Here is a 25,418-nt window from a genome sequence, read left to right as displayed (position 1 = left end):
TATCAATTCCTTATGTGGATGTGGTGGCTTTCAGTGTGGTGCGTATTTGCATTGCCAGTTCACCTTGCTGAGTGGCGTGAAGCGTGTTCTGGATAACCCACCCAGATTGCGCAGAGCCCATGAGCAGCGGGTGGTCTGATATGAGTTGCAGGCCTGAGTGTAACGGTAATTCTCCCGTGTACAGCCGGGCAGGAAAGGTGATGTCCTGGTGTGTGTGCACGACCGTCGCAGTGCTGAATAAGCGGGTTAACGGTGCTGGCAGGTCCTGTGGAGTGTCAGTCAAAAAAGGGAAATGCCAGGGAGTGTGTAATTGCTGGCGAAACAACACACCGGCAAGAAATGCCCATGGCTGGCAAGATAAATCTTGTGGCCATTCATGCTGTAAGGCTGCCAGTTGCGATTGTGGTATTTCCTGGCGGAAAACCGGGGAAGGAGCAGCAACCTGGCAGGCAATGCCCAGGCGGCTCTGGAGACACTTTTCGCCGCTTTCCTGGTGAATCAGGAGCGCTTTCCCGTGCTCAGCCTCAATCTGATACAGCGCATCGCACAAAACAGGTGCCCGCAGCCGGGCCGAAAATTGCAGTAAAGCGTTCTGCAGGCCTGGTGCCGGAACACTTATACGCTGCTGCAAATCCAGTATGGCACGCATACCATGTACTAACAGCGCGGGCTGGCCTGCTTTTTGCGCAGCGGCCAGCTCAAAATGGATGGCGTTATAATCACCGGAAAAATGGGCCCAGCTTTGGTTTTGCTGGCGGGTAAAACAACAGGTGTTCATTATGCCCGCCCGATAATCAGCGCTGCGTTTGCACCACCGAAGCCAAAGCTCAGATTCAGTGTGTTGTCGACACGGCAGTACCGGTGGCCTTCCGGTATGTAATCCAGGTCGCATGCCGGGTCTGCGCGTTTCAGGTGTAGTGTTGCTGGCAGAACCTCATGTTGCAGCGCCTGCAGGCAGACAATGGTTTCAAAACTGCCAGCCGCAGCAATTAAATGCCCGCTGTAGGATTTGGTACTGGATACAGGGATCTGAGGTGCCTTGTCGCCAAACACCTGGTGAATGGATTCTGTTTCGTTCAGGTCATTGAGTGGTGTGGATGTGCCGTGGGCATTGATATAGCCGATATCATGTGGGCTAAGGCCTGACTGTGCTATTGCCTGTTGCATGGCTGCAATGCGTGCGCGTTTGTCCGGAGCGGGTGCGGTAAAGTCGAAAGCATCTGAATAGTTACCATAGCCTTTGATTTCCCCAAGAATCTGCGCCCCGCGCGCCAGTGCCGTTTCACGCTCTTCCAGGCACAATATGGCCGCACCTTCCGACAACACAAAACCGGATCTGTCCAGGCTGAATGGGCAACAGGCTTTAGTAATATCCTGCGTTTCATGTGTCAGTGCCTGCAGAATATCTATCATCCAGACAGAAGCATCAGAAAGCAGAGATTCACTGCCACCCGCCAGCATCATCGACATACGGCCAGTACGGATTTGTTCGAATGCATCACCAATGGCGATGGTGCCGGTGGCGCAGGCGGCGACAGGCGTGTTCTGGTAGCCACGTAACCCCCACAACATACTACAGGCGCTGGTTGCCACACTGGGCATGGCATGAAAACAACTGAATGCTGAACCCGCGCCCGCTTGCTGGTAGCCTGCATAGTTAGCGTAAGCATCGTCAATACCGGCCCAGCCACTACCAATGATCACCCCACAAGATAAAGGATCATGTGATTGTGCCAGTGGTTGTTCACCAAAAGCCATTGCCATGGCTTCCTGGGCTGCACTGACTGCCAGGCGGGCAAAACGCGGCAAGCGGCGGCGGATGGCGGAAGGGACGTTTTTTAATGCCGGTTCCTGGTCGACCAACCCAAAAAAAGCGGACTCAATGCCTGCGGTTTTTTTATCCACCAGCCGGTAACCGGTTTGGTAATTCATGATGGCTTCCCAGCTTGTGCTGGCTGATAGCCCCAATGGAGTCACCGCACCATAACCGGTGACTACAACGCGTTTTAATTCCGTTTTACTCATGATTCCTTTTCTCCAGTGGACTGGGTTTCTCCACCCCCAATGGCCTGCCACAGTTTCATGGATGCCGTGAGGTAGCTGTATTGACTTTCAATCAGTGATATTTGTTGGTTTAAAACGTTGTCCTGAGCATCGAGCAATACCTGCAATGCCACCTGACCGGCGTCGTACTGTGACTGGGTCAGTACCAGTAATTGCTGGCTGATAGCGAGCGTAGTGCGCTGGTTTTCGCGCTGAATATGGCTGGTTTCACGTTGTGCCAGAGCATCTTCAACCTCGACCAGGGCACTGAGAACCTGCTTACGGAAGCTTTCTTCTGCCTGTTTAACCTCCAGCTCTGACTGGGCAATGGTCAGTTGTACGGTACGCCACTGGAGGAATGGCAGGCTGGTAGTGAGGCTTTGTGCCAGGCTCTGGTTGCTGAACCACTGGCTGAATAGTGTGTGCCCGGCATTCAGACTGGCACCGAGAGTCAGCGAAGGGAAAAAGCTAAGCCGGGCGACATCGTTACCCGCCAGGGTTGCGCGTAAGCGCCACTCGGCAGCGCGCACGTCCGGGCGGCGGGCAATAACTTCGACTGGCAGAGCCAGGGGGACACCAATGTCCTGCCCGGTGTCCAGCGCGTCTATTTCCGGAGCCTGGTTCAGGTTGGGTTGGTTGTAGATAAGTGCCAGTGCATTACGGGCGTTTTCCAACTGTTCACCCAGCGTGCGTAACTGATGCCGTTGCGCCAATAGCGTTTGTTGGTTGGTTAAGCGGTCACGTTCACCTGCCACACCTGCCTGATATTTGGTTTCGACCAGTTGGCTGGTGCGTTCTGCGAGCTGTAACCGAGTATTGTGCAGGGTGATAAGTTGATTGAGCCGGGCAATATTCCAGTAGTGTTGTGCGGTGGTGCCAATCAGCATCAGTATGGTGTTTTGCAGGTCTTCAGCACTGGCTTCGCTGCTCCAGTGGCTTTGTTCCCGGGTTCGAGCCAGTTTGCCCCAGAGATCCAGTTCGTAACTCAGAGAAAAACCAGCACTGTAGCTCTCTACTGAAGGGGTGTTTGACCGCAATTGCCGACTGTTACTGGCGCTGGCAGATGCGCCGACATCAGGAGTCAGATTGGTATTAACCAGTTGTGTGCCAAGGCGGGACTGGCGCAGTTGTAAACCGGCAATCACCAGGTCACTGTTGTGTGTCAAAACCTGAGCAATCAGCCCGGAGAGTTGTGGGTCGCCAAAGGCATGCCACCAGTTTTCATTATTTTCAAGGTAACCTACACCCGTGTTACTGGCACGCCAGTTGGGTGGCAGAGAAATCTCTGCCGGAGCCGCGTTGTGCCTGAGCCAGGCTCCGCATCCACTCAGGGCCGGCAGCAGTAGCAGAAGTGTAATCAGTCTTAACATTATTGGTGCGCCAGTGCGGTAACCGGGTTCATGCGTGCTGCATTCCGGGCCGGGAAATAACCGAATCCCAGACCGACCAGTGCGGAAAAGGCGCAGGCCAGGATAACCGGTGTGAAGGTGAATACAAGGGTGAACTGAGTGGTCAGCAGGGAGAACAACACTCCCAGTAGCATGGCGCTGGCAATACCCGCTATCCCTCCCAGTAAACAGATGACCATCGCTTCAATCAGAAACTGGCGTTTGATGTCGCTGGGGCGAGCACCTACAGATAAGCGCAGGCCAATTTCATGAATCCTTTCCGTGACAGAAACCAGCATGATATTCATGACGCCAACACCACCAACCAGCAAAGAAATTGCAGAAATTGCAGTGGTCAGTAAGGTCATTGAGCGGGACACGTTTTTTACCATTTCTTCCAGACTGTCATTGGTAACAGTAAAAAAGTCCCGTTGCCCGTGGGCCTGCTCAAGGTGGTTTTCCAGCGTGGCCCGGGCCTGTTCAAGTGGCAGGCCGGCAGTGACACTGACCTGAATCGACTGGAAAGGGGTATCGCCCGTTAAGCGCTGCATAAAGGCTGTCCAGGGGATCCAGATACGCAATGAGGTGTTACCGCCAAAGCGTGATTCGACGTTGCGCACCACTCCGCTGATACGAAAAGGCACACCTGAAATATGGATAATTTGCCCGGTTGGATTGATTCCGTTGGTAAACAGCGCATCAGCCAGTCGTGATTCGATAACAGCAATTGCTTCGCTGGTGGTGACCTGGTGAGCGTAAAATGGTTGCCCTTCGATAAAAGTCTGGTTGTGCAGAAAATCATGACTGACACCGGTTATTGTGGCATCAGTATAGTGAGTAAACCGGCTGGCTGTAGCGCTGGTACTGACGACCGGAGATAGCCTTTCTATGAATGGCAGTGATTTCAGTGCCTCAAGATCAGCCCGGCTGAGTGCATTATCGAAATCGCGGTTTGATGTGGCCCAGCCCAGACCCGGGCGAATTTCAATGGCCTGGTGATCGAGCTGGCTGATATCCGCCATAATGCGCTGATGCGCACCTTCCCCGATAGCCACAGAAGCAATAACGGACGCAATTCCAATGATGATGCCAAGCATGGACAACAGCGCCCGGACTTTATGGCCTGTCAGGGCACGCCAGGCGGTTTGTACTGTATCGGCGAGACTGCGCCAAAAATGAGGTGGTTTGCATGCCATGGTGGTTGGCGGCAACGGAGCAGAGGGGCATGGGTTATCGCTGGCCGGGATGTCACTAATAATATGACCATCATGCAGGGTGATAACCCGGTGTGCCTGCGCGGCAATTTCCGGGTCATGTGTGACAACAATAATGGTATGACCCGCCTGATTCAGGGTATGGAGTAGTGCCATAACATCCTGGCCGGTGGTACTGTCCAGTGCTCCTGTAGGCTCGTCAGCCAGAATAATATCAGCGCCATTCATCAACGCCCGCGCGATACTGACTCGTTGTTGCTGCCCACCAGATAGCTGATTTGGGCGGAAAGCAAGGCGGTCGCCAAGGTTCAGTTCATTGAGCAGTTGAGCGGCCCGCAGGCTACGCTCAGAGGTTGCCATTCCAGTATAACTTGCCGGAATACAAACATTTTCCAGCGCATTTAAATAAGGCAGTAAGTGATAACGCTGAAAGACAAATCCAATATGGCTACCCCGAAAAGTGGACAGCGCTTCCGCAGAAAGTTGTTGTGTTGGCGTTCCGGCAATAATGCGCTCACCTGCACTGGGTGTGTCCAGGCAACCAATGATGTTCATTAATGTCGATTTCCCTGATCCGGAAGGGCCAACGATTGCAACAAACTCACCCCGGGTGATTTCCAGGGTAATGTTGTTGAGTGCGCACACCGTTTCCTGCCCGTTAGCAAACAGGTGTGAAACCCGGTTCAGGGAAATGTAAGGGGAATTAGTGTAGTGCATGTGTATTCTCACCCAGAATGACGGTTTCACCTGCATTCAACCCGGAAATAATTTCAACATATTCATGATTACTGATACCGGTGGTAACTAACCGCTCAGTAACCTGGCTGGCGTCTTTAACCTGTACCCAGTACTGGCTATTTTCGCTGCCAGGGCGCAGAACCGCCTGGAGTGGCAAGCGCAACACTTGTTTTACCTGCGCTGTGATAATAAAAATCTGGGCCGTCATGGCGGGTTTGAGTTGCCTGTCGGGGTTGGCAATATTGAAAACACCGTTGTAATAAACCGCAGAGGTATTCAAGGCTGAGCTATTCCCATTGCCGGTTTCTTTCAGCAAATCATCCGGCGCCTGTTGAATGGTGCCTAACTGGCTGTCGTAACGGTGTTCTGGTGCGGCAATGATATAGAACCATAGTGGCTGGCCTTGACGTACTTTCAGAATGTCTGCTTCTGAAATACGTGTATGGATACTCATGTTGTCCAGATTGGCGAGGATCATAATGGTGGGCGCAGACTGAGATGAGACAATGGTTTGCCCTTCCTGAGTCAGAATGCCGAGTACTTCACCATCGATCGGGGCTGTAATTTTGGTATAAGCGAGATTGGCCTCCGCGGTTTCTACCGATAAACGAGCCTGGTCAATCTGAATACTGTTCGCCTTAAGCTGGGCCTGATTGATGTCATACTGGAGCTGTGCGTTTTCCTGTTCACTGGGAATGGCTGCGCCATCTTTCGCCATCTTGTTCTGGCGGTTTAACTCACGTAATGCCTGGTCAACATTTAATTGAGCTATTCCCCTTTGGATGAGCGCATTTTCCAGCTCAGCACGGGCACGGTTGACTTCGTTTTGTTGTAGTGTTGGGTCTATTTCAGCCAGTAATTGCCCACGAGTGACTTTTTCCCCTTCTTTAACATGTAACTTATGTAACTGACCATTTACCTGAGCACCGACACTGACTTGTTCTGAGGGCTTAAGTACCCCGGTGGCTAATACATGACTTTCAATATCACCATAATCAACAATGCCCGTTTGCTGTATATAGGCTTTCTGGCTGGTGGAGGAAAAATAGAGTAGCAGAAAAAATAGTAGTGTAATTACCATCAAAGCAAACAGGTGTTTTTTATTAAAAAATAAATAAAATGTTTTTTTCATGGCTGAACTATTGGCATGTTTATATACCCTCCGTTATTTTTCAATAATCCCGATAAATAACGGAGGGAATGACTTAATTACTTCTCGTCACAACGTTTCGCGGTGCCGTCTTTATTGGTTGCTTCGCGGTACCAGCCATTCGAGCCAGGCGCTGCCGCACTTTGGCGCCAGTAGCACAGACCATACGGGCCTTCTTTCCAGCGTACTCCATTGTTGTCAAACCAGATGTTGCTGCCGCCATTGATTTTTTCTGCTGCCTGCATATCCAGGACAGTCGCGAATGCCATTGCGTGACTCATGAATACCTCTTTTAAAATAGAAAATATTAACGATAAAGTGTGAGCTCATTTTTTTTGAAACCCAGTTACTGAGTTTTATGGAGTAACGAACAGATTTCCATAATATTATTAAGTAACGTGGTTTCTTACGCTAAATGAGATGAACTTACCCATCATAGTTAAATGATGCTATGAAAGGACTCCATTGTATGGATGAACCTGTGTAGCATTAAAGGGTAACTTCGCGGCGGAGTTTATAATCTTTTTTATATGGTGATCAATTAGTATTTATAGTAATGATGAATATTAGGATTTTTTAAATAAGGATAGGATTATTTTTTGGTTGGGGAGTGAAGGATTTTATTTTATTGTCAACGGATGTATTATTTTTTCAGTGAAAATAGCCAGAGTGAAGAAGTAATTTTACACTCTGGCTCTGGTATTTACTCTGTTGCCTGTAGTACGGCCTGCCAGGTTTTAAAACCGCCACTCAGATTACGGGCGCGGAAACCTTGTGCGGTGAGAATGCGATACGCAACATGGCCGCGCAACCCGCTTTGGCAGCCAATCAGGATCTCTTTGTCTTTCGGCAGCCTGCCCAGATTTTCCCGTAATGTATCCAGCGGGATCGATAATGCATTAGGGTACTCACCAAACTGCGTCAGTTCGCCGGGGTTACGGATATCCAGCAGGCACTGGGTTGCCGGGTCAAGCTGTTGAATGTCACTGGCATGGCAAATCGCAGTGTCACCGAACAGCACGTTAGTTGCTACCATACCGGCCTGGTTTACTACATCGCGCGCACTGTTAAAGGGTGGGGCATAGGTCAGTTCCAGGTGTTCAAGGTCGGCTACTTTCATGCCTGCCCGCTGGGCGACAGCCAGCACATCAATGCGTTTATCTACCCCGTTTTGCCCACTGGCCTGAGCACCGAGGATCGTACCATTTTGCGGATCAAACAGTAGTTTAAGGCTGATCATTGCAGCACCTGGGTAGTAACTGGCGTGATCTGCACTGTGGACGTACACCTTTTCATAACGGCGGCCGCGTGCAGCCAGTTGTTTCTCATTCGCGCCACAACTGCCAATACTTAGCGAGAAGACTTTGCAGATGGCGGTTCCCTGGCTGCCGCGATAAGTGCTTCCCCGGTTCATTAGCATGTTGTCTGCAGCGATGCGCCCCTGGCGGTTTGCCGGGCCTGCCAGCGGAATTAATGTGGGAGACTGGAGCACCAGATCCTGGGTTTCGACGGCATCGCCCACGGCATAGATACCTGGCACCGAAGTCTGCATTTGCGCATTAACCCGGATACCGCCACGCTCACCTGTGGCAATCCCTGCGTCTGCTGCCAGGCGGCTTTCCGGCTTCACGCCAATCGCCAGCAACACCATACCGGTGCGTAATTTTTCCCCGGAGGAAAGCTCAACGCTTAACCCGGCGACATCCCGCGTAACCTGCTTCAGTGCGGTTTTCAGACGCAGGTCAACACCGTGGTTACGTATTTCCTGGTGAAGTGCTGAGGCCATTTCCGGGTCTACCGGGGCCATCACCTGGTTGCCCATTTCCAGTAGTGTTAAGCTCATGCCACGTTCAGTCAGTGCTTCCATCACTTCTAACCCAATAAAACCACCACCCACCAGTGTGGCATGTGAAACATCGTGTTGTTTTATCCAGGCGATAATGGCGTCCATATCATTGATACTGCGCAGGGAAAAAACACCGGTTTCGTTCAGCCCTGGTAACGGCGGCACAATTGGAGCAGCGCCTGTGCTGAGCAATAAGCGATCCCAGGTTTCGGTGTAATTTTCGCCTGTTGTGAGGTTCTTCACGGTGACGGATTTCTGTTCCGGATCAATAGCGAGCACTTCATGGCGCACGCGCACATCAATATTGAACCTGGTTTTGAAATCTTGCGGTGTTTTCAGGACAAGCGACTGGCGCTCGGGAATGACACCGCCAATGTGGTAGGGCAGGCCGCAGTTGGCGAACGAAACATATTCGCCACGCTCCAGTACGATAATTTCTGCATCTTCACTCAGGCGCCTGGCCCTTGCCGCAGCCGAAGCACCACCGGCAACACCACCAACGATTACAATTTTCATCATATCCTCTCTTAAAGCCTGCTCAGGCAGGCCGGTGTTTGCCCGTGTTCTGCCGGGCAATGCGCCTGTCACTCATCGAAAATCAGGGTAATCGGTGAGGTTAAGCCTGGTGCGAGTGACCAGAAAAAAGCGTGACAGCGCCTGAAATACTACACTATACTTAATTATATTATATAAAATCATATATTGTTGGATGTCAATGATGCCAGAACATGATCAGCAAGATTTTTATGACGCAATGAAACTTGCCGCTCAGGGCGCGGCAGATGTTCTGCGCGGTTTATCGAACAGCGACCGGCTGCTGTTGATGTGCCAGTTAAGCCAGGGTGAAGCCAGTGTGGCGCAACTGGAAGAGGCCGTGGGGATTCACCAGCCTACGCTTTCTCAGCAATTGGGGGTTATGCGCCGCCTGAAACTGGTAGAAACCCGCAGAGAAGGGAAACAAATTTTTTATCGTATTGAAGATAAGCGTGTTTTAACACTACTTACTACGCTGTATGACCTGTATTGCCCCGTCCAGCAAGATGGGGAATGAGGAGCAAGAGATGACAATTAATTTTGCGCAGTTTACGCCAGTTGCCAGTTTCAGTGGTGGGTTGCTGATTGGCCTGGCGGCGATTGTGTTGATCCTGTTTTGTGGGCGTATTGCTGGCATCAGCGGCATTCTTGGTGGCATGTTGCAGCGAGAAACGCGTGTTGAAGGCTGGCGAATTGCATTCCTGCTGGGGTTAATTGGCGCGCCGGTGCTGTACCTGAGCTTTTTCCCCCGTCCGGATATCAGCCTGTCAGCCTCCACACCGCTTATTCTTATCGCCGGGTTACTGGTGGGCGTGGGGACCCGGTTAGGTTCAGGCTGCACCAGCGGCCATGGGGTTTGTGGGTTATCGCGTTTTTCACCACGTTCACTGGCTGCAACACTCACGTTTATGGCGGTGGGTTTTGCCACGGCAACATTACTGGGCTGGTTACGGGGGTAAGGGAGATGCGGATTATCGTTTCGTTTATTGCAGGCCTGGTATTTGGCCTGGGGCTGCTGGTCAGTGGTATGGCAAACCCGGCAAAAGTTCTGGGGTTTCTCGACCTGGCTCACCCATGGGACCCTTCGCTGGCTCTGGTAATGGCCGGGGCCATTGCCGTTGGGGTTGTGGGCTTTAGCATGGCAAAACGGCGCAAAACTGCGATTTGCGGTGGGCCGGTTTCGTTACCCACCCGCCGCACGCTGGATAAAGACCTGTTTCTCGGCGCGGCAATTTTTGGCCTGGGCTGGGGGCTTGCCGGGATTTGCCCGGGGCCGGCACTGGTTCTGGTTGGAGCCGGTTATATCAAAGGGGTGTTGTTTGCCCTGGCGATGCTGGTGGGGATGTGGCTGGCTGGCATCATGAGGCCTGCAGGGCATTAACACTCATTTTCCGGGGTGCTTATTCGGTTTTCTGAAATAGCCGGATAAGCACCGCTACTGTCCAACTGACCATCAGTGTTCCGGCCAGGCCTTCAGCGGCACCTGTCAGGCGGAAATCCATTGGTAGCAGCACATCACCGTACCCGACGGTGGCATAGCTGGTCAGGGAAAAGTACATGGCGGTTTCAAAATTAGGCAGCGCGTGTTCAACAGTATAAAAAATAGCAAATATCCCGGCTTCCAGGCTGTGGATGAATAACACGGAAACCAGTACCAGAAACAACCGTAACAGTTCGCGGGGAGTATGTTTTTTATCACCGGGTTTGACGCGCAGTATCATAAGCGTCCAGATAGAATGCATCAGCATTAGAACCGCGATAAGCACTACCAGATAATAGAATTGTTTGATCATACCAGAGCCTGAATAGGGTTAAGTCACGCCCTTCCCACCAGGGAAAAGCACCCGGTTTTTTTCGTATCAGTTATTTGCCGCCACTGCTCAATAACAAGGTATAGCACCGTGTTGCATTTCTTTCTTCTTTATATTTATGCCATTGTACAGGTTACAGGCCGTTGCTCCGGGAGGCGCAGATGGCAGTAACCAGCCTGGAAAAATGTACTCCTTAGAAAATATATGTGACTGGCTTATTTGCATTTTTTGTTCTTAATCAATTGGTTAATTTGTGTCTTATGATGTTGCTGTTTGGTGTGCTCCCTGAATCAGGCGAGCCTGGTATGAATGGCCGTGCGCAAAAATACACATATCTCAGCTGGGTTATTTAATGTGTGATTTTTGCTATGAATTATTACTAAGCATATCGCACCAGTATTTATTGAATAATGAAAAAATATAACAATTATCATGATGCCTATTCATATGATTTTTGGGTGTATTAATTTGGTTAATAAGGCTTATTAATATTTATCGTTTTTGGGTTAAAAAGTGCTCGTGATAAATTTTAGGATAATTCTTCGAGAAAGGTCTTAATACATTCTATGTTGCTAAATTTATTTGATGATGGTTCACTGGCGGCCCATGGGGTGAAAACGCTGCTACAGGAACTTACCCAGAATATTCAGCTGTGCACTACTCCGGTATTTGTTTGTAGTGTGGGGATGTCTTACTCAGAAAAAACCCACCAGACAATCAGTTATATTAATGATAACCCGTCCATGCTGGTTATTATGGTAAGCGCGACTGACATGGGGGTATTTCGTTGCAAAGAATACCTGGAATTATTGGGTAACCGGTTGATTTGTATCGACAGTACCTGGTCGGTGGAGCTGATTCGCAGCAAGCTATCTGGCGTGGTTAACGCCTTACCTTCTCTGGCAATAGCCGGCAGCCAGGCGATTAAGGGCAAGAGCAGTGCGCGGCATGAATCGGCTATGGGGTTGTTGAGCCCAACAGAAAATACCGTACTGAAACTGATGCTGAAAGGGTATGACCACCAGTTGATTGGCCGTGTACTGGGTATTTGCAATAAAACAGTCAGCCGCCATAAACGCAGTCTGATGAATAAACTGGGCGTTGATACGCTGGCCGGATTACATGTTTATTTTTGTATGGAAAGTATTTTAACCGGGAATGTAGCCAAAACGACGCTGCCTGTTACTGAAGATACTCAGCTGCATGAAGTATTTCTGATGTAAGTCTGTGTAATAGGGAATATCGGGCCTAAAATGATGTTGGATACGTGACGAACTGATGCCAGCGGGAGAACCAGGATGTTGCAAAGTAACCTTGCGAAAGTCATTAAATATGACGTCAATTTATTAGTCACATTATATTTTTTGCTGAAAACCCGGCAGGTAAGCAAAGCGGCTACACAGTTATTTATTGGGCAGTCTGCCGTAAGCCATCAACTGGCTCGCTTAAGGGAAGTATTTGATGACCCGCTGCTGGTGCGTTCTGCCCATGGCATGATGATGACGCCGTTCGCTCAACGCCTGTATCCGACGCTGGAAATCATGGTGGCCGACCTGGAAGGGATTTTTGATAAAAACCAGCCCAATACCGAGCCACAGCCAATGAAAGAGACTTACCGGATTTGTGTGCCGGATGATGTCTATATCGATGAAGTCTCGTTACTGTTTTATGATTTTGCCCATAAAGAAGGCCTGGAAGGCAAGGTTACTTTTGAAGTCTTCACGCGTTATGACCAGTGTATTCAGGATCTCAACGACGGAAAAATTGATTTCTTCTTTGGGCAGTGCAATAGCTTATCTAATAATGTTTGTGTGAGTGAACTGGTGGAACTGGAACACTTTTTCACTGTGCGCCGCGGGCACCCGCTGGCCGGGCGGCGCGTGACTTTGCGTGATATTGCCCGTTACCCGTGGATTGAGCTGATGTTCCGCGAGCAACTGGACCTGGTGATTCGCCAGTGTTGGGGGGAAACCATTAAACATATGCGTTGCACCCTGAAAACCTCTTCGGCCAGTGCCGCGCTGGCTCTGATCAATCATTCCGATTCTGTGTGCGTGTTTTCCGGTGATGTCATTGAACGCCGCGGGCTGGAGAAACTGCGCCTGGCGGAACCTGCCCTGAAAACCACAGCTTTCCTTTACTGGCACAAAGTCGTGGACAACGACGGTTTTCACCGCCATATCCGCGAGGGTTTGTTACGCCGTTATGTGCGGGAAAGTGTGTTTGTGCAGTGAATGAATTCCCCTGTGCGCGGTGTGTGGGGGCTGTGTGGCCAGTGAGCTGTCATTATTTCCAGCGTGGTTATTTACACCATTTTCTTAATGATACTTACCCCTTCGTGATGTGCTGAGGCTCTGCCAGGGTTTTTCTGCCAGCAACTATTCATCGGGCTTTGTAGTATCTGCTTCCTACTTTTCACTTCGTTAGCGTTATTACACGCCCAGGTTTTGCGTACTGGGTTCCAAATAAAAACAGTGTGTTAACCTGCCGGGTAAAATCCCTTGCGGTGCTGTGTGCTCAACGGTATCTTTGCCCGGCACCTGCAAAATCAGGTGCCGGGATTGACCTCCTGATATTCCTCATCGGCGACACATGACGCGCGTTGCGTCTCCTGTGTGTCGTGCGCACGGCTACACCTCAATGGCGGGCCGGGCGGGGGCATCGCAAGATGCGCCGGTGTCGATGAGGCCGGTAAGGTCAACTCCGCCCGGTTCTGCCACCAGTGAAATTGACCTTTCCAGTGGCAGCGGTATCAATACAACTCATCGAGGATGCCTTTATGGCTACGACCACTACCCAGCCTCACCCGTTATTTGCCATTCCCCTGAGTTCCATAACTGATTTTACCGAGCTGGCGAGCTACTGTGAAAATATTGCCGATGCTTTGCCTGAAACAAACGACACCACGTTAAAAATGGCACTGTGTGGGCGTCTTAATACTTGCCTTGCAGTGTTACAGCCTGCGCTGCTGGATCCGGTGCCGGAACATCTTGTGGAAAGCCTGACAGTGGACACTCTCCCGGCGGTTTCTCCACAATTAGCACCAGACTGTACTGCGCTCTGCAGCTACGGCATGGCGCTGGCACAAACGCTGATGCAGCAAGGGCTTCCCCCGGAAACGGAGCAGCAACTAACGGGGTTGCTGTCGGAGTTAATTAATTACTTTGCCGCAGAAATGAAAGCGCCACGCTGGCTGCGTACTGAACAAGGTGTGGTGGATATTGAACCGGCTGTTTACTGGCAGAGTGGTGTGCTGGCGTAACAGCAAAAAATAACAACCCGCCTTTGTTGTAGGGCGGGTTTATTCATTTTAGCTAGTTAGTTGAGTTAAAAATGTTCTGTAATCAGCATGAGTGCGGCAGGTTGCGAGTGCTCAGGTTCAAAAGACTGCAATGGGTTAATGCGATACCATGGCAATAATTATAGTGTGATATATTTTGTTGAGTTATGCAGCACTAAGCCCATTTTGAGGAGTTGGCGTGACAGATTATGATGCTTTCCCTGAGCAAAGGCAGGCCCGGATTCAGGAAATACTGGCAAAAACAGGCCGGGTAATTGGAACAGACCTGGCCCGCGACATGGGGGTATCAGAGCATACTATTCGCAGAGACTTGCAGCAGATGGCGAGAAAGGGCCTGTGCAAAAAGGTTTATGGCGGAGCGATAAGTGAATTTAAGCAATCTGCTATCTTTGATGTTCGGGCGGCTGATAACGTTGAAGAAAAATCGTGTCTGGCCCGTAAATGCGCGCAGCTCATTAGAGAAAATACCTGCATCTTCCTCGATGCCGGCTCCACATATCTGGCTATGGTGGAATACATTCCAGAAGATATGGAAATCACTATCGTAACGAATTCCCCTCAAATAGCTGCAGCATTAAGTAGCCGCGCCAAAGGTGAATTGATATTACTCGGGGGGAAGGTTAATCACCTGACTGGCAGTACACTGGGTTCTGATACGGTAAATCAGGTTCGGGAAATGCTCTTCGACCAAACGTTTATTGGGGTTTGTGGCCTGGATTATCAAGTTGGCCTGAGCGCGGTCTACTACGAAGATGCTTGTTTCAAAAAGGAAATACTGAGCCAAAGTAATGAAGTTGTCGCTGCGGTAACACAAGATAAAATGTCGAAGGTCGCCCGCTACAAGGTTGCACAGTGCGATGATATAGACATCATCATTGTGAGCCAGGATACGAATGTCAGTGGTTTTGAAAACCTGAATATGCACATTGAACGAGCGTCTTAACGGGTAAAATCACAGGGAAACGGAGCAACCTCCATTTCCCTGCATTGTGTTCAGGATTGCAGTCTCAGGATCCGTATGATCGTTTCCTGAACGGCATTTTCGTCATTTGTCCCGGTAACAAATTGTGCAGCGGCTTTGGTCTCTTCGAACGCGTTTTGCATTGCAAAGCTATATTCAGCTTCAGCTAAAAGCTCCAGGTCGTTATAACCATCGCCAAATGCCATAGTTTCAGCACGAGTGGCATTAAGGATCTCTTGCAGCCTTTTCACTGTAGTGCCTTTATGTACGCCGTAATCAGCAATATCAATCCAGGACGCCTCTGAAACAACAATGTAGACATCTTTCTCAAAGGGAGTCAAAAAAGGGCGAGTTTGCGCACATGTTCCTGCTTCATCGTAAACAGTGATTTTAACAAAATCGCTGGTCACTGAGCTTAAGTTATCCGTCTGGATCATTGTGGTATAAGACTTACGTACTTTTTCTTTCAGGTGCTGTGGGGTATCAGACCGGATCACCGCCCCTTCATTGGTGCAGGCAATAATGACATGGTGGGGGTTCGCCGCTTCAAGCGTTTTGATAATACTCAGTCCTGTCTCATTACGGATTAAGGACTGATAAAGATATTCACCGTTAAACTTAATACGTGTTGCGCTATCCCCAACAATCCATAAATCTTTACTGTACTCGCCAAACAGTTCTTCCACTCTTTCACACTGTTTGCCAGTACAGGCAGCAAAGTGTACTTTTTTCTCTGCCATCAGAGCCCGGACACTGGCAAATCGTTCTCTGTCATAATCCCCCTGGCTGTTCAGGAATGTTCCATCCAAATCTGTGATGATCAGTTTAATCATTTCTCCACCTGAATCGTTAAGTTTGCACCCACTCCTGATCGCTCCACACATGGTTTACCCTCTCGATTTCTCATTTGGAAGCTTCCATTACTGGCAACCAGGTATCTGTTGTACGCTAACAGCTTATGCTCGTTTATGAAATATTGTGATTGTTTGTGTTAGTTTTGTCTGTGCTTTGTGGTTGCCTTCTCTGACATCGGGCATGGGTTGCCAGCATTTCTCACAGCAGCACATGAATATTCCCTGCATAAGTGATGACTTATGCAGGGAATATAAGATTATTTATTTAATAGCCATGAAAGCGAGTTTATACCTGGGGAGTTGCTCGCAGAATGTTTTTTATCGCATATGACAATATTGCTGCGCAGAGGATTAATGTAGTGATAAAAACAAAGCCATAGGTAATTGAGCTATGATGTGAAATATAGCCAATTATGGCAGGGCCAGCCAGAACACCAATATACCCGAGCGTTGTTACGGCAGGGACTGCAACCATTTGTGGCATGGTGGATTGTTTGCCAATTTGGGAAAACATAACCGGCACAATATTGGAGCACCCGGCACCAATTAAGGAATAACCAATTAAAATGAGGGTAAATTCAATGCTGTGGATCACTAAGATAAAACCCAGGATTGCAATAGCAGTACCTGAAAGTACCACTTTGAATGCTCCCAGCTTTTCAATGACATAATCACCACTTAATCTTCCCGCTGTCATTGCTGCCGCGAATGCCGCAAACCCCAGACCACCCAGAGACTCAGAAATATTTATTTTTTCAACCAGATAAACTGCACTCCAGTCCAGTACGGTGCCTTCGGCCATAAAAATAATAAAGCAAATCAGGCCCAGGACCAGAACGATTCCTTTCGGGACAGCAAAAGCAGGCCCTTCCGCGGGGTTGGCATAGGGTAGTAGCTTGTGAACACTTATCATCAGTAAGAGAAAAACGACCACGCACATGATAATTGTCGAGGCGATGGCAGTTAAACCTAAATGTAACAAGCCTGTCATTGCGCCAGCTCCTGCAATACCACCAACACTGTACATGCCATGAAACCCGGACATTAATGATTTATCCGCTGATTTCTCAACCAGAATGGCCTGGACATTCATTGCGCAGTCAGTGATTCCAATGCTGATGCCAAAAATCAGTAACCCTGCTCCCAGTAGTAAAGGGGAGGAAAGAAAAGACAAAAAGGGGACAGAAATAATAATAACCAGCACTGCTGCAGTAATCACTTTTCTGCAACCATATCTGGATGTTAGCGCACCTGTAACAGGCATCGCGATCATCGCACCTAACCCGAGGCATAATAATAATGTCCCCAGTGAAGCATCATTAATATTAGTGTTACTTTTTGCATAAGGCACAAGAACAGCCCAGGTTGCAGTAACCAAACCAGCAATAAAGAATATAATTCGTGTAGATATTTTTTCGTTCATTTTCTCTATTCCAGATGGTGTCATCATGAATTAAGAATATTCAATACCTGCTCATGGAGTTGCTCATTTGCACTCACTACAATCGCACCACCATTTTCAGCCCGTCTGCCATCAATAGTTGTAATGACACCTCCGGCGTTTTCTATAATTGGTATAAATGCAACGATGTCGTATGGTTGCAGAGAGTATTCTACGCAGATATCAATATGGCCGGCAGCCAGCATTGCCATTGCGTAGCACTCACCACCATAACGGGTCATGAGTACCTGATTCTGTAATAAGTCGAATTTATTATTATGATAAAGTTTGACCGATTCGGGCGAAGTGGTATGCAGAATGGCCTGGTGAAGCTCTGCGTCCTGCCTTGTTTTCATTATTGAAGTGCCAAACCGTCCTGAAAACCATGAGCATTTGCCATCAGACCAGAAGCGGTCTCCGGTATAAGGCTGGCTCATCATTCCCATTACTGCTTCACCATTTTCCAGCAACCCAACCAGACATCCCCATACAGGCAGGCCACACAGGAATGGGCGGGTACCATCAATCGGGTCTATGACCCACTTGTACGTACTGCTCCCTGTATCGCCGAATTCTTCACCCATAATGGCATGTTCCGGAAAACGTTCGGAAATCATTCTCCTGATGATTATTTCAGTTTCCCGGTCAATGTTTGTCACCGGATCGAACCTGAAACCTTCTTTAGGTTTGGTACTGATATCAATACAGTGAGACTTAAGATAACTGCTTAAGATTCGCTGTTCAGCTATGTTCGCCAGTTCATGGAGAAAGTCTGATTCAGGTTTCTTTAGTGGCATTTCTCGCTCCTGTTGGGTAATTCTAAAGCTCGATTGTGTTAGTTTTTGCTGTGTTTGGCAATGTTTTAGTGCTCGTTTTGTGTTTGTTGTGCTCGGTATGGGCGGTTTTTCAATGGCAGGTATGTTTATGTCGTATTCGGATACGACAAGAATGGGCAGGGTTACCTGGTTGTTCAGTAGTAATACTGGCCTGCTGGCAGGCTGAAAGAGAGGTGGCGTTTGTGGTCAGCGCTGGCAATTGCTGGGTGGGCTGTTTACGGCGAGTAATCGAACTAAGTTCGATGGAGAGCACGGTTTCAGAAAAGCAAAAACTCAGCGGCAGACTGGGTTCTTTGAATAGTGGTGCCGGGCTGGGGTTATTCAGGGATTCATGAGGCCAGTAGCTGCCTGGCCATCAAACGTTACTACTTAAGCTCGAGAATTGAACTCATCATTATTTGATTGAGATTAAACATAACTTTATAATAGAGAGTCACTTCACCCCCATTCGTTTTAGGGTTGCGCCATTTCTCGCTGTTCTGTTTTTCAAACTCTTTCAGCAACTCTTTTTGTTCCCCTGCCGACTTAGCATGGATAAAGGCGGTATAAATTTTGGTGGCATCATTCAGATTTGTCTGAAGTTCAGGTGAATTAAAATGCGCGGTTATTTCAGGAGGCTGATAACGCGACTCAGTGATACGTATATGTTGACTGTAATCGGCTGAAGGAGAGAATTCATTGTTATAATAATGCTTAAAGTCCTGAATGCGATAAATTTTGGTTTTGTAATTTTGTTCAGATGTAGATGACATCGATGCAGGGAATGGCTCTGTCGGGTTCAGATCCCAATAATGGTAGGCATTGTCAATAAAGAGCTCACTCCCCAGATCGTCGAACGGGCCAGTAACCGTTTGCCCGTCAATAGAAAGGGTGTGTACATCACTGCTTTCGCCGGTTGGCTGTACGCCTTTGGCCAGATATTTTTGTACCACATAAATATAACGCGTGTGGGTCGGGTTGATGATACCGCTATTACCGGAGCGAGGCCAGGCGCCAAATACGCTGAATTTGACAGTTTCACCATTCGCCAGTGTCAATGTATGTTGACCAGCGTCCAGTTTAATACTTTGTGATTCCTTTGCCGGAATCGTTATTTTTTGATCGTCGATCGAAATTGCTAATGTTTGCCCGGTTGGATTATCAATGAGAAATTCTTTATTTTCACCAAAACAGGCGGTCAATGCCATACAGGCACCCAGAAGAGTAATTCTTTTTAACACTTTCTTTCCTTAAACGTTAAATACGGGCTCATTGAATAACACCGGTTAAAGGTTAAATGATAGTTACAGGGTAGTGAAATGGAATTTAGCTACTTAATTTAGGGGGCGTTGAACAGCGCGCCTGCCGCGCTGGCCCCGAAGGGGTGAGCCGTTTACGGCGAATAATCGAACGGAGTTCGATGACGAGTTCGGCCTCAGAAAAGCAAAAAACCAGCCCGTAGGCTGGTTTCTTTAAATAGTGGTGCCCGGACTCGGAATCGAACCAAGGACACGGGGATTTTCAATCCCCTGCTCTACCGACTGAGCTATCCGGGCAACGGGGCGCATTAAACCGTAAAGGCCGCAAGGCGTCAACGCCTTTATCGCAAAAACACGGCAAATCTCATCTGATTGCCTGCTTTTTGTGCATGGTCAGACAAAAAGTGTCCGGTCAGGTGAGGGCACCAGCCTGGCGGCACTGTGCAAAGCGCAAAATATCCTGCGCCAGCCGGGCTGCGGTGTCCACATCTTCCTGGTGGCGTTTAACTAACAGCTTGCTCAGGCAGCCTTCCAGAACCAGTTCCATTTGGTCTGCCACCATTGCCGGGTCGTCAACGTCCAGGCGGTTGAGCAGAGTATGGGTATATTCCCAGGCGGCACGTTTTTGTTCCGTTGCCAGTTGGTGGATGGGGTCTTCTGCATCTGGCCAGAAACTACAGGCCGCAATAAACAGGCAGCCAGGGTAACGCTGTTGCGCCACACACTCGGTCAGTGTTTTATAACGAGCCAGCAGTTTTTGCTCGTCAGACAGCGTGTCATCCAACAGCAACTGGCGGCGGTGCGTTTCAATTTGCTGGCTGTGGTAACGCAGCGCATCGTAGATAAGGGCTTCCCGGTTGGGCCAAAAAAGTTGCAGTGACTCAACGGTTTTACCTGTTTCCCCGGCTACATGATCCAGTGTGACAGTTGCTAACCCTTCACGCTCCATCACCAGTAGCGCAGATTCCAGTACAGCTTCACGTTGCACGAAATAACCCTCCATCACTGTTCATTAGTGTCAATTGTTGTTGACCCAGGCAGTTTCTGCAAATGGCGAATGAACTCCGGAGCACCCATAAAGCCGGTGACCCGCAAGTTATCAAGGGGCTGGCCCTGCCCGTCAAAAAACAGAATGGTCGGTAGCCCCAGAACCTGGTGTGCAGCCAGCAATGCCTGGTTTTGTGGTGAATTGTCTGTGACATCCACCTTCAGCAGATGTACCTGTTTCAGTGCCTGTTGCACGCCGGGATCACTGAAGGTGTATTTTTCAAACTCTTTACAGGCAACGCACCAGTCGGCGTAGAGATCAACCATCACTGGCTGCCCAGGGTGCTGCTCAAGGTAGCGTTGCAGTTCGCTATTATCTTTTATTGGCTGAAATACCAGATGGCTTGCGGATGCAGACTGCGGCGCACCAAATACCCAATCCTGTAATGGCCGGGCACACACTAATGCAGCAGCTAATAACAGGATTTGCACTGCCCGTACCGCAGGGTGCTTAACTGCCAGCAGGGTAATAAAGCCCCAGGAGAAAAACGCCACACCTAATAACCCCCACAGGCGAGGCTCCCAGACACCGGGCAAAATGCGGGATACCAAAAAGACCGGCAGCGCCAGGATAACAAAGCCGAATGCAACTTTTACCTGTTCCATCCATGGGCCGCTTTTCGGTAGCAGGCGACGCCCAAAGAGCGCGACGGCCACCAGAGGTAACCCCATCCCTGTGGCATAGCACCACAGAGTCAGCCCGCCGAGGGGCAGGTTCCCGCTCTGGGCGATGTACAGCAGAATGGCGCTGAGTGGCGCGGTAGTGCAGGGGGAGCAAATTAGCCCGGCAATGGCTCCCATAGCCAGTACGCCGGGGGCAGAACCGCCTTGCTGGCGGTTACTTAACAGAGCCAGGCGGGTTTGCAGTGAACCAGGTAATTGCAGGCTTAATACCCCAAACATGGATAACGCGAGCAGGATAAACACTGTTGAAATAATGCTTAACACCCACGGGCTTTGCAGCGCGGCCTGGAAAGGCAGACCCACGGCTGCCACAACCAGCCCCAACAGTGTGTAGGTAAGAGCCATACCCTGTACATATAACAGCGCCAGCCACAGTGTGCGGCGCTGTGATAATTGCCCGTTGCCCAAAATAATGCCGGAAACCAGGGGGTACATGGGCAGTACACAAGGCGTGAAGGCAATTCCCACGCCAATCAACAATGCCCAAAGTGGGGAGAAAGGGCTGTTCGATGGCGGGGCGCTCAGTGTCTGCCCCTCGCCTGGTGGCGTGGCTGTTTTTTCGCCTGTTTCAGAACCCAGGGTTATGGAAGATGACGCGGCCGGCACTACCTCACTGAGCGGAATATCCTGGCTTTCGGGTGGGTAGCAAACGCCACGGTCAGAACACCCTTGCCAGGTCACGGTGATATGCGCGGTCTGGCTGGCCTGCTGCAATACCACAGGCAGCCTGAGTTGCTGGCGGTAGACTTCGCTGTCGCCAAAAAATTCATCGTGGTGGGATTCACTCTGCGGGAAAGTCACTTCGCCCAGAGTAGCCGCTGTGGGCGTCAGTTTTATCTGTGCTTTATACAGATAAAATCCTGGTTTTATCTGCCAGTGCAACATCAAATGCTGTTGCTGTTGCTGAAAATCAAACTGAAATGCCTTGCTGGCAGGGACAAAATTATTGCTATTCTGGTTATCAAACAACCCGGCAAATACCGGGGTGCTGAACAGACAGAGGATCAGGACAAGGATGCGTTGAGCCATGAAAGGTATTCTTTATCGCCATCGGTTACCGGCAAAACAAGCAACTCGGGGGTTTGGTAAGGGTGGTGGTTTTTCAGGCAAGCCAGTAAAGCGGGCTGGTGTTGTGAATTGGTTTTCAGAATCAACTGCACTTCATATTCCTGCTCCAGTTTACCTTCCCAGTAATACATGGATGATGCGCCTGGCAGAATGGTGACACAGGCGGCCAGCTTTTCAGCTAAAACTTGCGCAGCCAGTTCCTGGGCTGTGGCTTCATCGGGTGCGGTACACAGCACGACTACAGCGTCTGTTGTTGCCATGGATGAACCTCTGGTTAACCAAAACCACGACTATAACACGATGCTGAGATAAGCGAGTGACCGGGCCTGCTCCAGGCCCGGAATTTGAGTTGTTTTACAGAATAAGCCCGCCAAAAATAAACCCGAGAATGACACACAGGATAATGGCAACCACACCAGGCACCAGGAAGGGGTGGTTAAACACATATTTCCCAATACGTGTGGAGCCGGTGTCGTCCATTTCTACTGCGGCCAGCAACGTTGGGTAGGTGGGCAGTACAAACAGTGCGGAAACCGCAGCAAAAGAGGCCACGGCTGCCAGCGGGCTGACACCCAGCATTAATGCTGCGGGCATCAGTGCTTTGGTGGTTGCAGCTTGCGAGTAGAGCAGAGTCGCGGCAAAGAACAGCACTACAGCCAGTAACCAGGGGTAGTTGTGCAATAACCCCCCAGCCAGGTGCTGAATGTCTTCGATGTGGCCTTTGACAAAGGTGTCGCCCAGCCAGGCAACACCAAGCACACAAACACAGGCACTCATGCCAGATTTAAACGTACTGGCATTGAGGATCTCGCCGCTGTTGGCTTTACAGGTCAGGCAGATAAGTGTGGCGACAGTCAGCATAAACACCACGATAGCTTCATTACGTGGCAGCACAGGGTTATCTATTAACCCAACGGTTGGGCTGATGGCGGTGGCATACAGTACAACCGCAACAATCCCGGCAAGAAACAGCATTACAGCGCGCTTCGCATGGGGTTTCAGTACAATTTTGCTGGCACCACGCAGGACAATTTCACCTTTCGCCAGCTTTTCCTGGTATACCGGGTCATCTTTCAGTTCACCCCCCAGGAAGTTACACAGTACCGCTGTCAGCATTACGGCAACAAAAGTGACGGGGATACATACGGCCAGAAGTTGCAGGTAGCTGATACCCAGTGGTTCCAGAATACCGGCGAAGAACACCACTGCCGCGGAGATGGGCGACGCGGTAATAGCAATTTGCGATGCGACAACGGCAATAGAAAGTGGGCGGGAAGGGCGAATACCTTGTTCTTTTGCCACTTCAGTAATGACTGGCATGGTGGAAAACGCGGTATGCCCGGTGCCCGCCAGAATGGTCATCAGCCAGGTTACCATGGGGGCAATAAAGGTAATGTACTTGGGGTGACGGCGTAGTAATTTTTCAGCCAAACTGACGAGGTAGTCCATCCCTCCGGCTACCTGCATGGCTGCTATGGCTGCAATTACCGCCATAATAATTTCAATCACATCAAAGGGAATGGCACCAGGAGGGACCTGGAAAAACAGTGTTAAAACCAGGACACCCAGCCCACCGGCAAAACCGATACCGATGCCTCCGAGCCTGGCACCCAAATAAATTGCCGCCAGGACAACAACAAGTTGTGCTCCAAACATATGATCTTCCTTGGTTAGTTAGGTTTACGATAAGAAAATGTTATGACATTGTTCACTCCAAAATAAAAAGGCACGCCAGAGACGTGCCTTTTTGTTGGGTTATAGCCGGTACTTACTGTTCGCTTTCATCGGTGTACCTTTTGGCTTTATACGCCGGGTGCATCAGGTTGTTGACAGAGAAAATGTCATCCAGCTCTGCTTCTGTCAGCAGGCCACGCTCCAGCACCACTTCGCGGACACTTTTCCCGGTTTCTGCACAGATTTTGCCGACGATATCGCCGTTGTGGTGGCCGATAAACGGGTTAAGGTAGGTAACAATCCCGATAGAGTTATAGACGTAGCTTTCACACACTCCTTTGTTAGCGGTGATGCCATTGACGCATTTTTCCAGCAGGTTGTAGCAGGCGTTGGTCAGAATATGAATGGATTCAAACATAGCCTGGCCAATAACGGGTTCCATAACGTTCAGCTGTAATTGCCCGGCTTCTGAAGCCATGGTCACGCAGGTATCGTTGCCAATAACTTTGAAGCACACCTGGTTGACCACTTCTGGTACTACCGGGTTGACCTTGGCCGGCATGATGGACGAACCGGCCTGGAGTTCTGGCAGGTTGATTTCGTTCAGCCCGGCGCGTGGTCCGGACGAGAGCAGGCGCAAGTCATTACAGATTTTGGACAGTTTCACCGCCAGGCGTTTCAGGGAGCTGTGCACCATGACATAAGCACCACAGTCAGACGTGGCTTCAATCAGGTCTTCAGCCGGAACACAAGGCAGATTGCTCACTTCCGCCAGTTTTTGTACTGCCAGTTGCTGGTAGCCATCTGGTGTGTTCAGACGGGTGCCGATAGCGGTGGCGCCCAGGTTGACTTCCAGCAGCAATTCGCCGGTACGCAACAGGTTTTTGGTTTCTTCATTAAGCAGAACATTGAACGCGTGGAATTCCTGGCCCAGGGTCATAGGCACAGCATCCTGCAACTGGGTGCGGCCCATTTTCAGGATGGTTTCGAACTCAACCGCTTTTTTCTGGAAGCCTTCTCCCAGTTGGTGAATGGCATCAACTAACTTGATAAGTGAGGCATAAACCGCAATCCGGAAACCGGTGGGGTAGGCATCATTGGTGGACTGGCAGCGGTTAAGGTGATCATTGGGGTTCAGGTACTGGTATTCCCCTTTCTGGTGGCCCATCAGTTCAAGACCAATGTTAGCCAGCACCTCATTAGTATTCATGTTAACGGATGTGCCCGCACCGCCCTGAAATACATCGACCGGGAACTGGTCCATGCATTTACCGTTGTTCAGCACTTCATCGCAGGCAGCTATAATGGTGTTAGCAATACTGCGCGGAATGGTTTGCAGCTCTTTGTTTGCCAGTGCCGCAGCTTTTTTCACCATGACCATACCGCGAACAAATTCGGGGATATCGCTGATTTTACTGTTGCTGATGTAGAAGTTCTCAATCGCTCTGAGCGTGTGTATACCGTAGTAGGCCTCTGCCGGCACTTCCCTGGTACCTAACAAATCTTCTTCAATACGAATGTTGTTTAGCATGTGAATCAACCTTTTTTCGTGTTCAGGCGAACATGGATAAAAAATACACACAAACGATA

At 49.7% G+C, this 25,418-nt stretch carries 24 protein-coding genes and 1 tRNA gene; 7 read left to right on the top strand and 18 right to left on the bottom strand.

The window, feature by feature from the left end; translation table 11 throughout:
• Positions 1–10: 10 nt before the first annotated feature.
• The 7 genes from DT73_RS25045 to DT73_RS02235 form a co-directional block, all read right to left on the bottom strand.
• A complete protein-coding gene (locus DT73_RS25045) occupies positions 11–778 on the bottom strand; it encodes a MaoC/PaaZ C-terminal domain-containing protein (protein WP_051691240.1) in 768 nt (255 codons plus the stop codon).
• Positions 778–2,025: a beta-ketoacyl-[acyl-carrier-protein] synthase family protein gene (locus DT73_RS02260; RefSeq protein WP_152552469.1), complete on the bottom strand. Its 1,248-nt coding sequence runs from the start codon at positions 2,023–2,025 to the stop codon at positions 778–780. Before DT73_RS02260 ends, DT73_RS25045 begins: the two co-directional genes overlap by 1 nt.
• Entirely contained in the window at positions 2,022–3,413 is a 1,392-nt protein-coding gene (locus tag DT73_RS02255) for an efflux transporter outer membrane subunit (protein WP_036103248.1), read from the bottom strand. The genes DT73_RS02260 and DT73_RS02255 overlap by 4 nt, the downstream gene beginning before the upstream one ends.
• A complete protein-coding gene (locus DT73_RS02250; protein WP_036103245.1) occupies positions 3,413–5,362 on the bottom strand; it encodes a MacB family efflux pump subunit in 1,950 nt (649 codons plus the stop codon). The genes DT73_RS02255 and DT73_RS02250 overlap by 1 nt, the downstream gene beginning before the upstream one ends.
• Positions 5,349–6,515: an efflux RND transporter periplasmic adaptor subunit gene (locus tag DT73_RS02245; RefSeq protein WP_036103242.1), complete on the bottom strand. Its 1,167-nt coding sequence runs from the start codon at positions 6,513–6,515 to the stop codon at positions 5,349–5,351. The genes DT73_RS02250 and DT73_RS02245 overlap by 14 nt, the downstream gene beginning before the upstream one ends.
• A 77-nt stretch (positions 6,516–6,592) precedes the next feature.
• Positions 6,593–6,814, bottom strand: coding sequence for a hypothetical protein (locus DT73_RS02240; protein ID WP_152552468.1), 222 nt, complete (start codon positions 6,812–6,814; stop codon positions 6,593–6,595).
• A gap of 422 nt (positions 6,815–7,236) precedes the next feature.
• Positions 7,237–8,895 carry an FAD-dependent oxidoreductase gene (locus tag DT73_RS02235; RefSeq protein WP_036103523.1) on the bottom strand — a complete coding sequence of 553 codons (1,659 nt, stop codon included), beginning with the start codon at positions 8,893–8,895 and terminating at the stop codon, positions 7,237–7,239.
• Positions 8,896–9,097: 202 nt separating this feature from the next.
• On the opposite strand from DT73_RS02235, the gene DT73_RS02230 reads away from it, so the two are divergent.
• Genes DT73_RS02230 through DT73_RS02220 form a run of 3 tightly spaced genes read left to right on the top strand, consistent with a single transcriptional unit; the run spans position 9,098 to position 10,294 of the window.
• Entirely contained in the window at positions 9,098–9,430 is a 333-nt protein-coding gene (locus DT73_RS02230) for a metalloregulator ArsR/SmtB family transcription factor (protein WP_036103236.1), read from the top strand.
• A gap of 10 nt (positions 9,431–9,440) precedes the next feature.
• Positions 9,441–9,872: a YeeE/YedE family protein gene (locus DT73_RS02225; RefSeq protein WP_036103233.1), complete on the top strand. Its 432-nt coding sequence runs from the start codon at positions 9,441–9,443 to the stop codon at positions 9,870–9,872.
• 5 nt (positions 9,873–9,877) lie between these two features.
• Positions 9,878–10,294, top strand: coding sequence for a DUF6691 family protein (locus DT73_RS02220; RefSeq protein WP_036103230.1), 417 nt, complete (start codon positions 9,878–9,880; stop codon positions 10,292–10,294).
• A 19-nt stretch (positions 10,295–10,313) separates the two neighbouring features.
• On the opposite strand, the gene DT73_RS02215 is transcribed toward DT73_RS02220, so the two are convergent.
• A complete protein-coding gene (locus DT73_RS02215) occupies positions 10,314–10,706 on the bottom strand; it encodes an ion channel (protein ID WP_036103228.1) in 393 nt (130 codons plus the stop codon).
• Between the two features lie 584 nt (positions 10,707–11,290).
• On the opposite strand from DT73_RS02215, the gene DT73_RS25040 reads away from it, so the two are divergent.
• The 4 genes from DT73_RS25040 to DT73_RS02195 all read left to right on the top strand — a co-directional run bounded on the left by DT73_RS25040 (position 11,291) and on the right by DT73_RS02195 (position 14,968).
• Positions 11,291–11,947: a helix-turn-helix transcriptional regulator gene (locus DT73_RS25040; protein ID WP_051691239.1), complete on the top strand. Its 657-nt coding sequence runs from the start codon at positions 11,291–11,293 to the stop codon at positions 11,945–11,947.
• 75 nt (positions 11,948–12,022) lie between these two features.
• Positions 12,023–12,958: a LysR family transcriptional regulator gene (locus DT73_RS02205; RefSeq protein WP_036103225.1), complete on the top strand. Its 936-nt coding sequence runs from the start codon at positions 12,023–12,025 to the stop codon at positions 12,956–12,958.
• A gap of 545 nt (positions 12,959–13,503) precedes the next feature.
• Positions 13,504–13,986 carry a hypothetical protein gene (locus DT73_RS02200; RefSeq protein WP_036103220.1) on the top strand — a complete coding sequence of 161 codons (483 nt, stop codon included), beginning with the start codon at positions 13,504–13,506 and terminating at the stop codon, positions 13,984–13,986.
• Between the two features lie 217 nt (positions 13,987–14,203).
• Positions 14,204–14,968 (top strand): DeoR/GlpR family DNA-binding transcription regulator, encoded by a 765-nt coding sequence (locus DT73_RS02195; protein WP_036103217.1) that lies wholly within the window; start codon positions 14,204–14,206, stop codon positions 14,966–14,968.
• Between the two features lie 50 nt (positions 14,969–15,018).
• Here DT73_RS02195 and DT73_RS02190 read toward each other — a convergent pair whose 3' ends face one another.
• The 10 genes from DT73_RS02190 to aspA all read right to left on the bottom strand — a co-directional run bounded on the left by DT73_RS02190 (position 15,019) and on the right by aspA (position 25,359).
• The gene (locus DT73_RS02190; RefSeq protein ID WP_036103214.1) at positions 15,019–15,819 is read right to left on the bottom strand and encodes an HAD-IIB family hydrolase; all 801 of its coding nucleotides are present in this window, start codon (positions 15,817–15,819) and stop codon (positions 15,019–15,021) included.
• Between the two features lie 307 nt (positions 15,820–16,126).
• The gene (locus DT73_RS02185; RefSeq protein WP_036103211.1) at positions 16,127–17,263 is read right to left on the bottom strand and encodes an MFS transporter; all 1,137 of its coding nucleotides are present in this window, start codon (positions 17,261–17,263) and stop codon (positions 16,127–16,129) included.
• A gap of 23 nt (positions 17,264–17,286) precedes the next feature.
• Positions 17,287–18,078, bottom strand: coding sequence for a histidinol-phosphatase (gene hisN / locus DT73_RS02180; protein WP_036103208.1), 792 nt, complete (start codon positions 18,076–18,078; stop codon positions 17,287–17,289).
• A gap of 404 nt (positions 18,079–18,482) precedes the next feature.
• Positions 18,483–19,337 (bottom strand): hypothetical protein, encoded by an 855-nt coding sequence (locus DT73_RS02175; RefSeq protein ID WP_036103207.1) that lies wholly within the window; start codon positions 19,335–19,337, stop codon positions 18,483–18,485.
• Positions 19,338–19,576: 239 nt separating this feature from the next.
• A tRNA-Phe gene (locus tag DT73_RS02170) sits at positions 19,577–19,652 on the bottom strand.
• A 115-nt stretch (positions 19,653–19,767) separates the two neighbouring features.
• Positions 19,768–20,343, bottom strand: a complete 576-nt coding sequence (locus DT73_RS02165; RefSeq protein WP_036103516.1) for a transcriptional regulator — start codon at positions 20,341–20,343, stop codon at positions 19,768–19,770.
• A gap of 14 nt (positions 20,344–20,357) precedes the next feature.
• Complete coding sequence (locus DT73_RS02160) at positions 20,358–22,115, bottom strand: protein-disulfide reductase DsbD (protein ID WP_036103204.1); 1,758 nt, start codon at positions 22,113–22,115, stop codon at positions 20,358–20,360.
• The gene (cutA, locus tag DT73_RS02155) at positions 22,091–22,414 is read right to left on the bottom strand and encodes a divalent cation tolerance protein CutA (protein WP_036103201.1); all 324 of its coding nucleotides are present in this window, start codon (positions 22,412–22,414) and stop codon (positions 22,091–22,093) included. The genes DT73_RS02160 and cutA overlap by 25 nt, the downstream gene beginning before the upstream one ends.
• A 94-nt stretch (positions 22,415–22,508) precedes the next feature.
• Positions 22,509–23,810 (bottom strand): anaerobic C4-dicarboxylate transporter, encoded by a 1,302-nt coding sequence (locus DT73_RS02150; protein WP_036103196.1) that lies wholly within the window; start codon positions 23,808–23,810, stop codon positions 22,509–22,511.
• Between the two features lie 112 nt (positions 23,811–23,922).
• Entirely contained in the window at positions 23,923–25,359 is a 1,437-nt protein-coding gene (gene aspA / locus DT73_RS02145; RefSeq protein ID WP_036103194.1) for an aspartate ammonia-lyase, read from the bottom strand.
• Positions 25,360–25,418 lie beyond the last annotated feature (59 nt).

The organism is Mangrovibacter sp. MFB070, from assembly GCF_000705335.1.
Lineage (GTDB): Bacteria > Pseudomonadota > Gammaproteobacteria > Enterobacterales > Enterobacteriaceae > Mangrovibacter > Mangrovibacter plantisponsor.
This window is presented reverse-complemented; position numbering and strand designations above follow the sequence as displayed.

Coding starts and splice junctions, on each gene's coding strand:
- DT73_RS02255 (WP_036103248.1), bottom strand. CDS start 3,413: ATGTTAAGACTGATTACACTTCTGCTACTGCTGCCGGCCCTGAGTGGA.
- DT73_RS02240 (WP_152552468.1), bottom strand. CDS start 6,814: ATGAGTCACGCAATGGCATTCGCGACTGTCCTGGATATGCAGGCAGCA.
- DT73_RS02245 (WP_036103242.1), bottom strand. CDS start 6,515: ATGAAAAAAACATTTTATTTATTTTTTAATAAAAAACACCTGTTTGCT.
- DT73_RS02260 (WP_152552469.1), bottom strand. CDS start 2,025: ATGAGTAAAACGGAATTAAAACGCGTTGTAGTCACCGGTTATGGTGCG.
- DT73_RS02150 (WP_036103196.1), bottom strand. CDS start 23,810: ATGTTTGGAGCACAACTTGTTGTTGTCCTGGCGGCAATTTATTTGGGT.
- DT73_RS02230 (WP_036103236.1), top strand. CDS start 9,098: ATGCCAGAACATGATCAGCAAGATTTTTATGACGCAATGAAACTTGCC.
- DT73_RS02225 (WP_036103233.1), top strand. CDS start 9,441: ATGACAATTAATTTTGCGCAGTTTACGCCAGTTGCCAGTTTCAGTGGT.
- DT73_RS25040 (WP_051691239.1), top strand. CDS start 11,291: ATGTTGCTAAATTTATTTGATGATGGTTCACTGGCGGCCCATGGGGTG.
- DT73_RS02185 (WP_036103211.1), bottom strand. CDS start 17,263: ATGAACGAAAAAATATCTACACGAATTATATTCTTTATTGCTGGTTTG.
- DT73_RS02200 (WP_036103220.1), top strand. CDS start 13,504: ATGGCTACGACCACTACCCAGCCTCACCCGTTATTTGCCATTCCCCTG.
- DT73_RS02205 (WP_036103225.1), top strand. CDS start 12,023: ATGTTGCAAAGTAACCTTGCGAAAGTCATTAAATATGACGTCAATTTA.
- DT73_RS02160 (WP_036103204.1), bottom strand. CDS start 22,115: ATGGCTCAACGCATCCTTGTCCTGATCCTCTGTCTGTTCAGCACCCCG.
- DT73_RS02190 (WP_036103214.1), bottom strand. CDS start 15,819: ATGATTAAACTGATCATCACAGATTTGGATGGAACATTCCTGAACAGC.
- aspA (WP_036103194.1), bottom strand. CDS start 25,359: ATGCTAAACAACATTCGTATTGAAGAAGATTTGTTAGGTACCAGGGAA.
- DT73_RS02220 (WP_036103230.1), top strand. CDS start 9,878: ATGCGGATTATCGTTTCGTTTATTGCAGGCCTGGTATTTGGCCTGGGG.
- hisN (WP_036103208.1), bottom strand. CDS start 18,078: ATGCCACTAAAGAAACCTGAATCAGACTTTCTCCATGAACTGGCGAAC.
- DT73_RS25045 (WP_051691240.1), bottom strand. CDS start 778: ATGAACACCTGTTGTTTTACCCGCCAGCAAAACCAAAGCTGGGCCCAT.
- DT73_RS02235 (WP_036103523.1), bottom strand. CDS start 8,895: ATGAAAATTGTAATCGTTGGTGGTGTTGCCGGTGGTGCTTCGGCTGCG.
- DT73_RS02250 (WP_036103245.1), bottom strand. CDS start 5,362: ATGCACTACACTAATTCCCCTTACATTTCCCTGAACCGGGTTTCACAC.
- DT73_RS02215 (WP_036103228.1), bottom strand. CDS start 10,706: ATGATCAAACAATTCTATTATCTGGTAGTGCTTATCGCGGTTCTAATG.
- cutA (WP_036103201.1), bottom strand. CDS start 22,414: ATGGCAACAACAGACGCTGTAGTCGTGCTGTGTACCGCACCCGATGAA.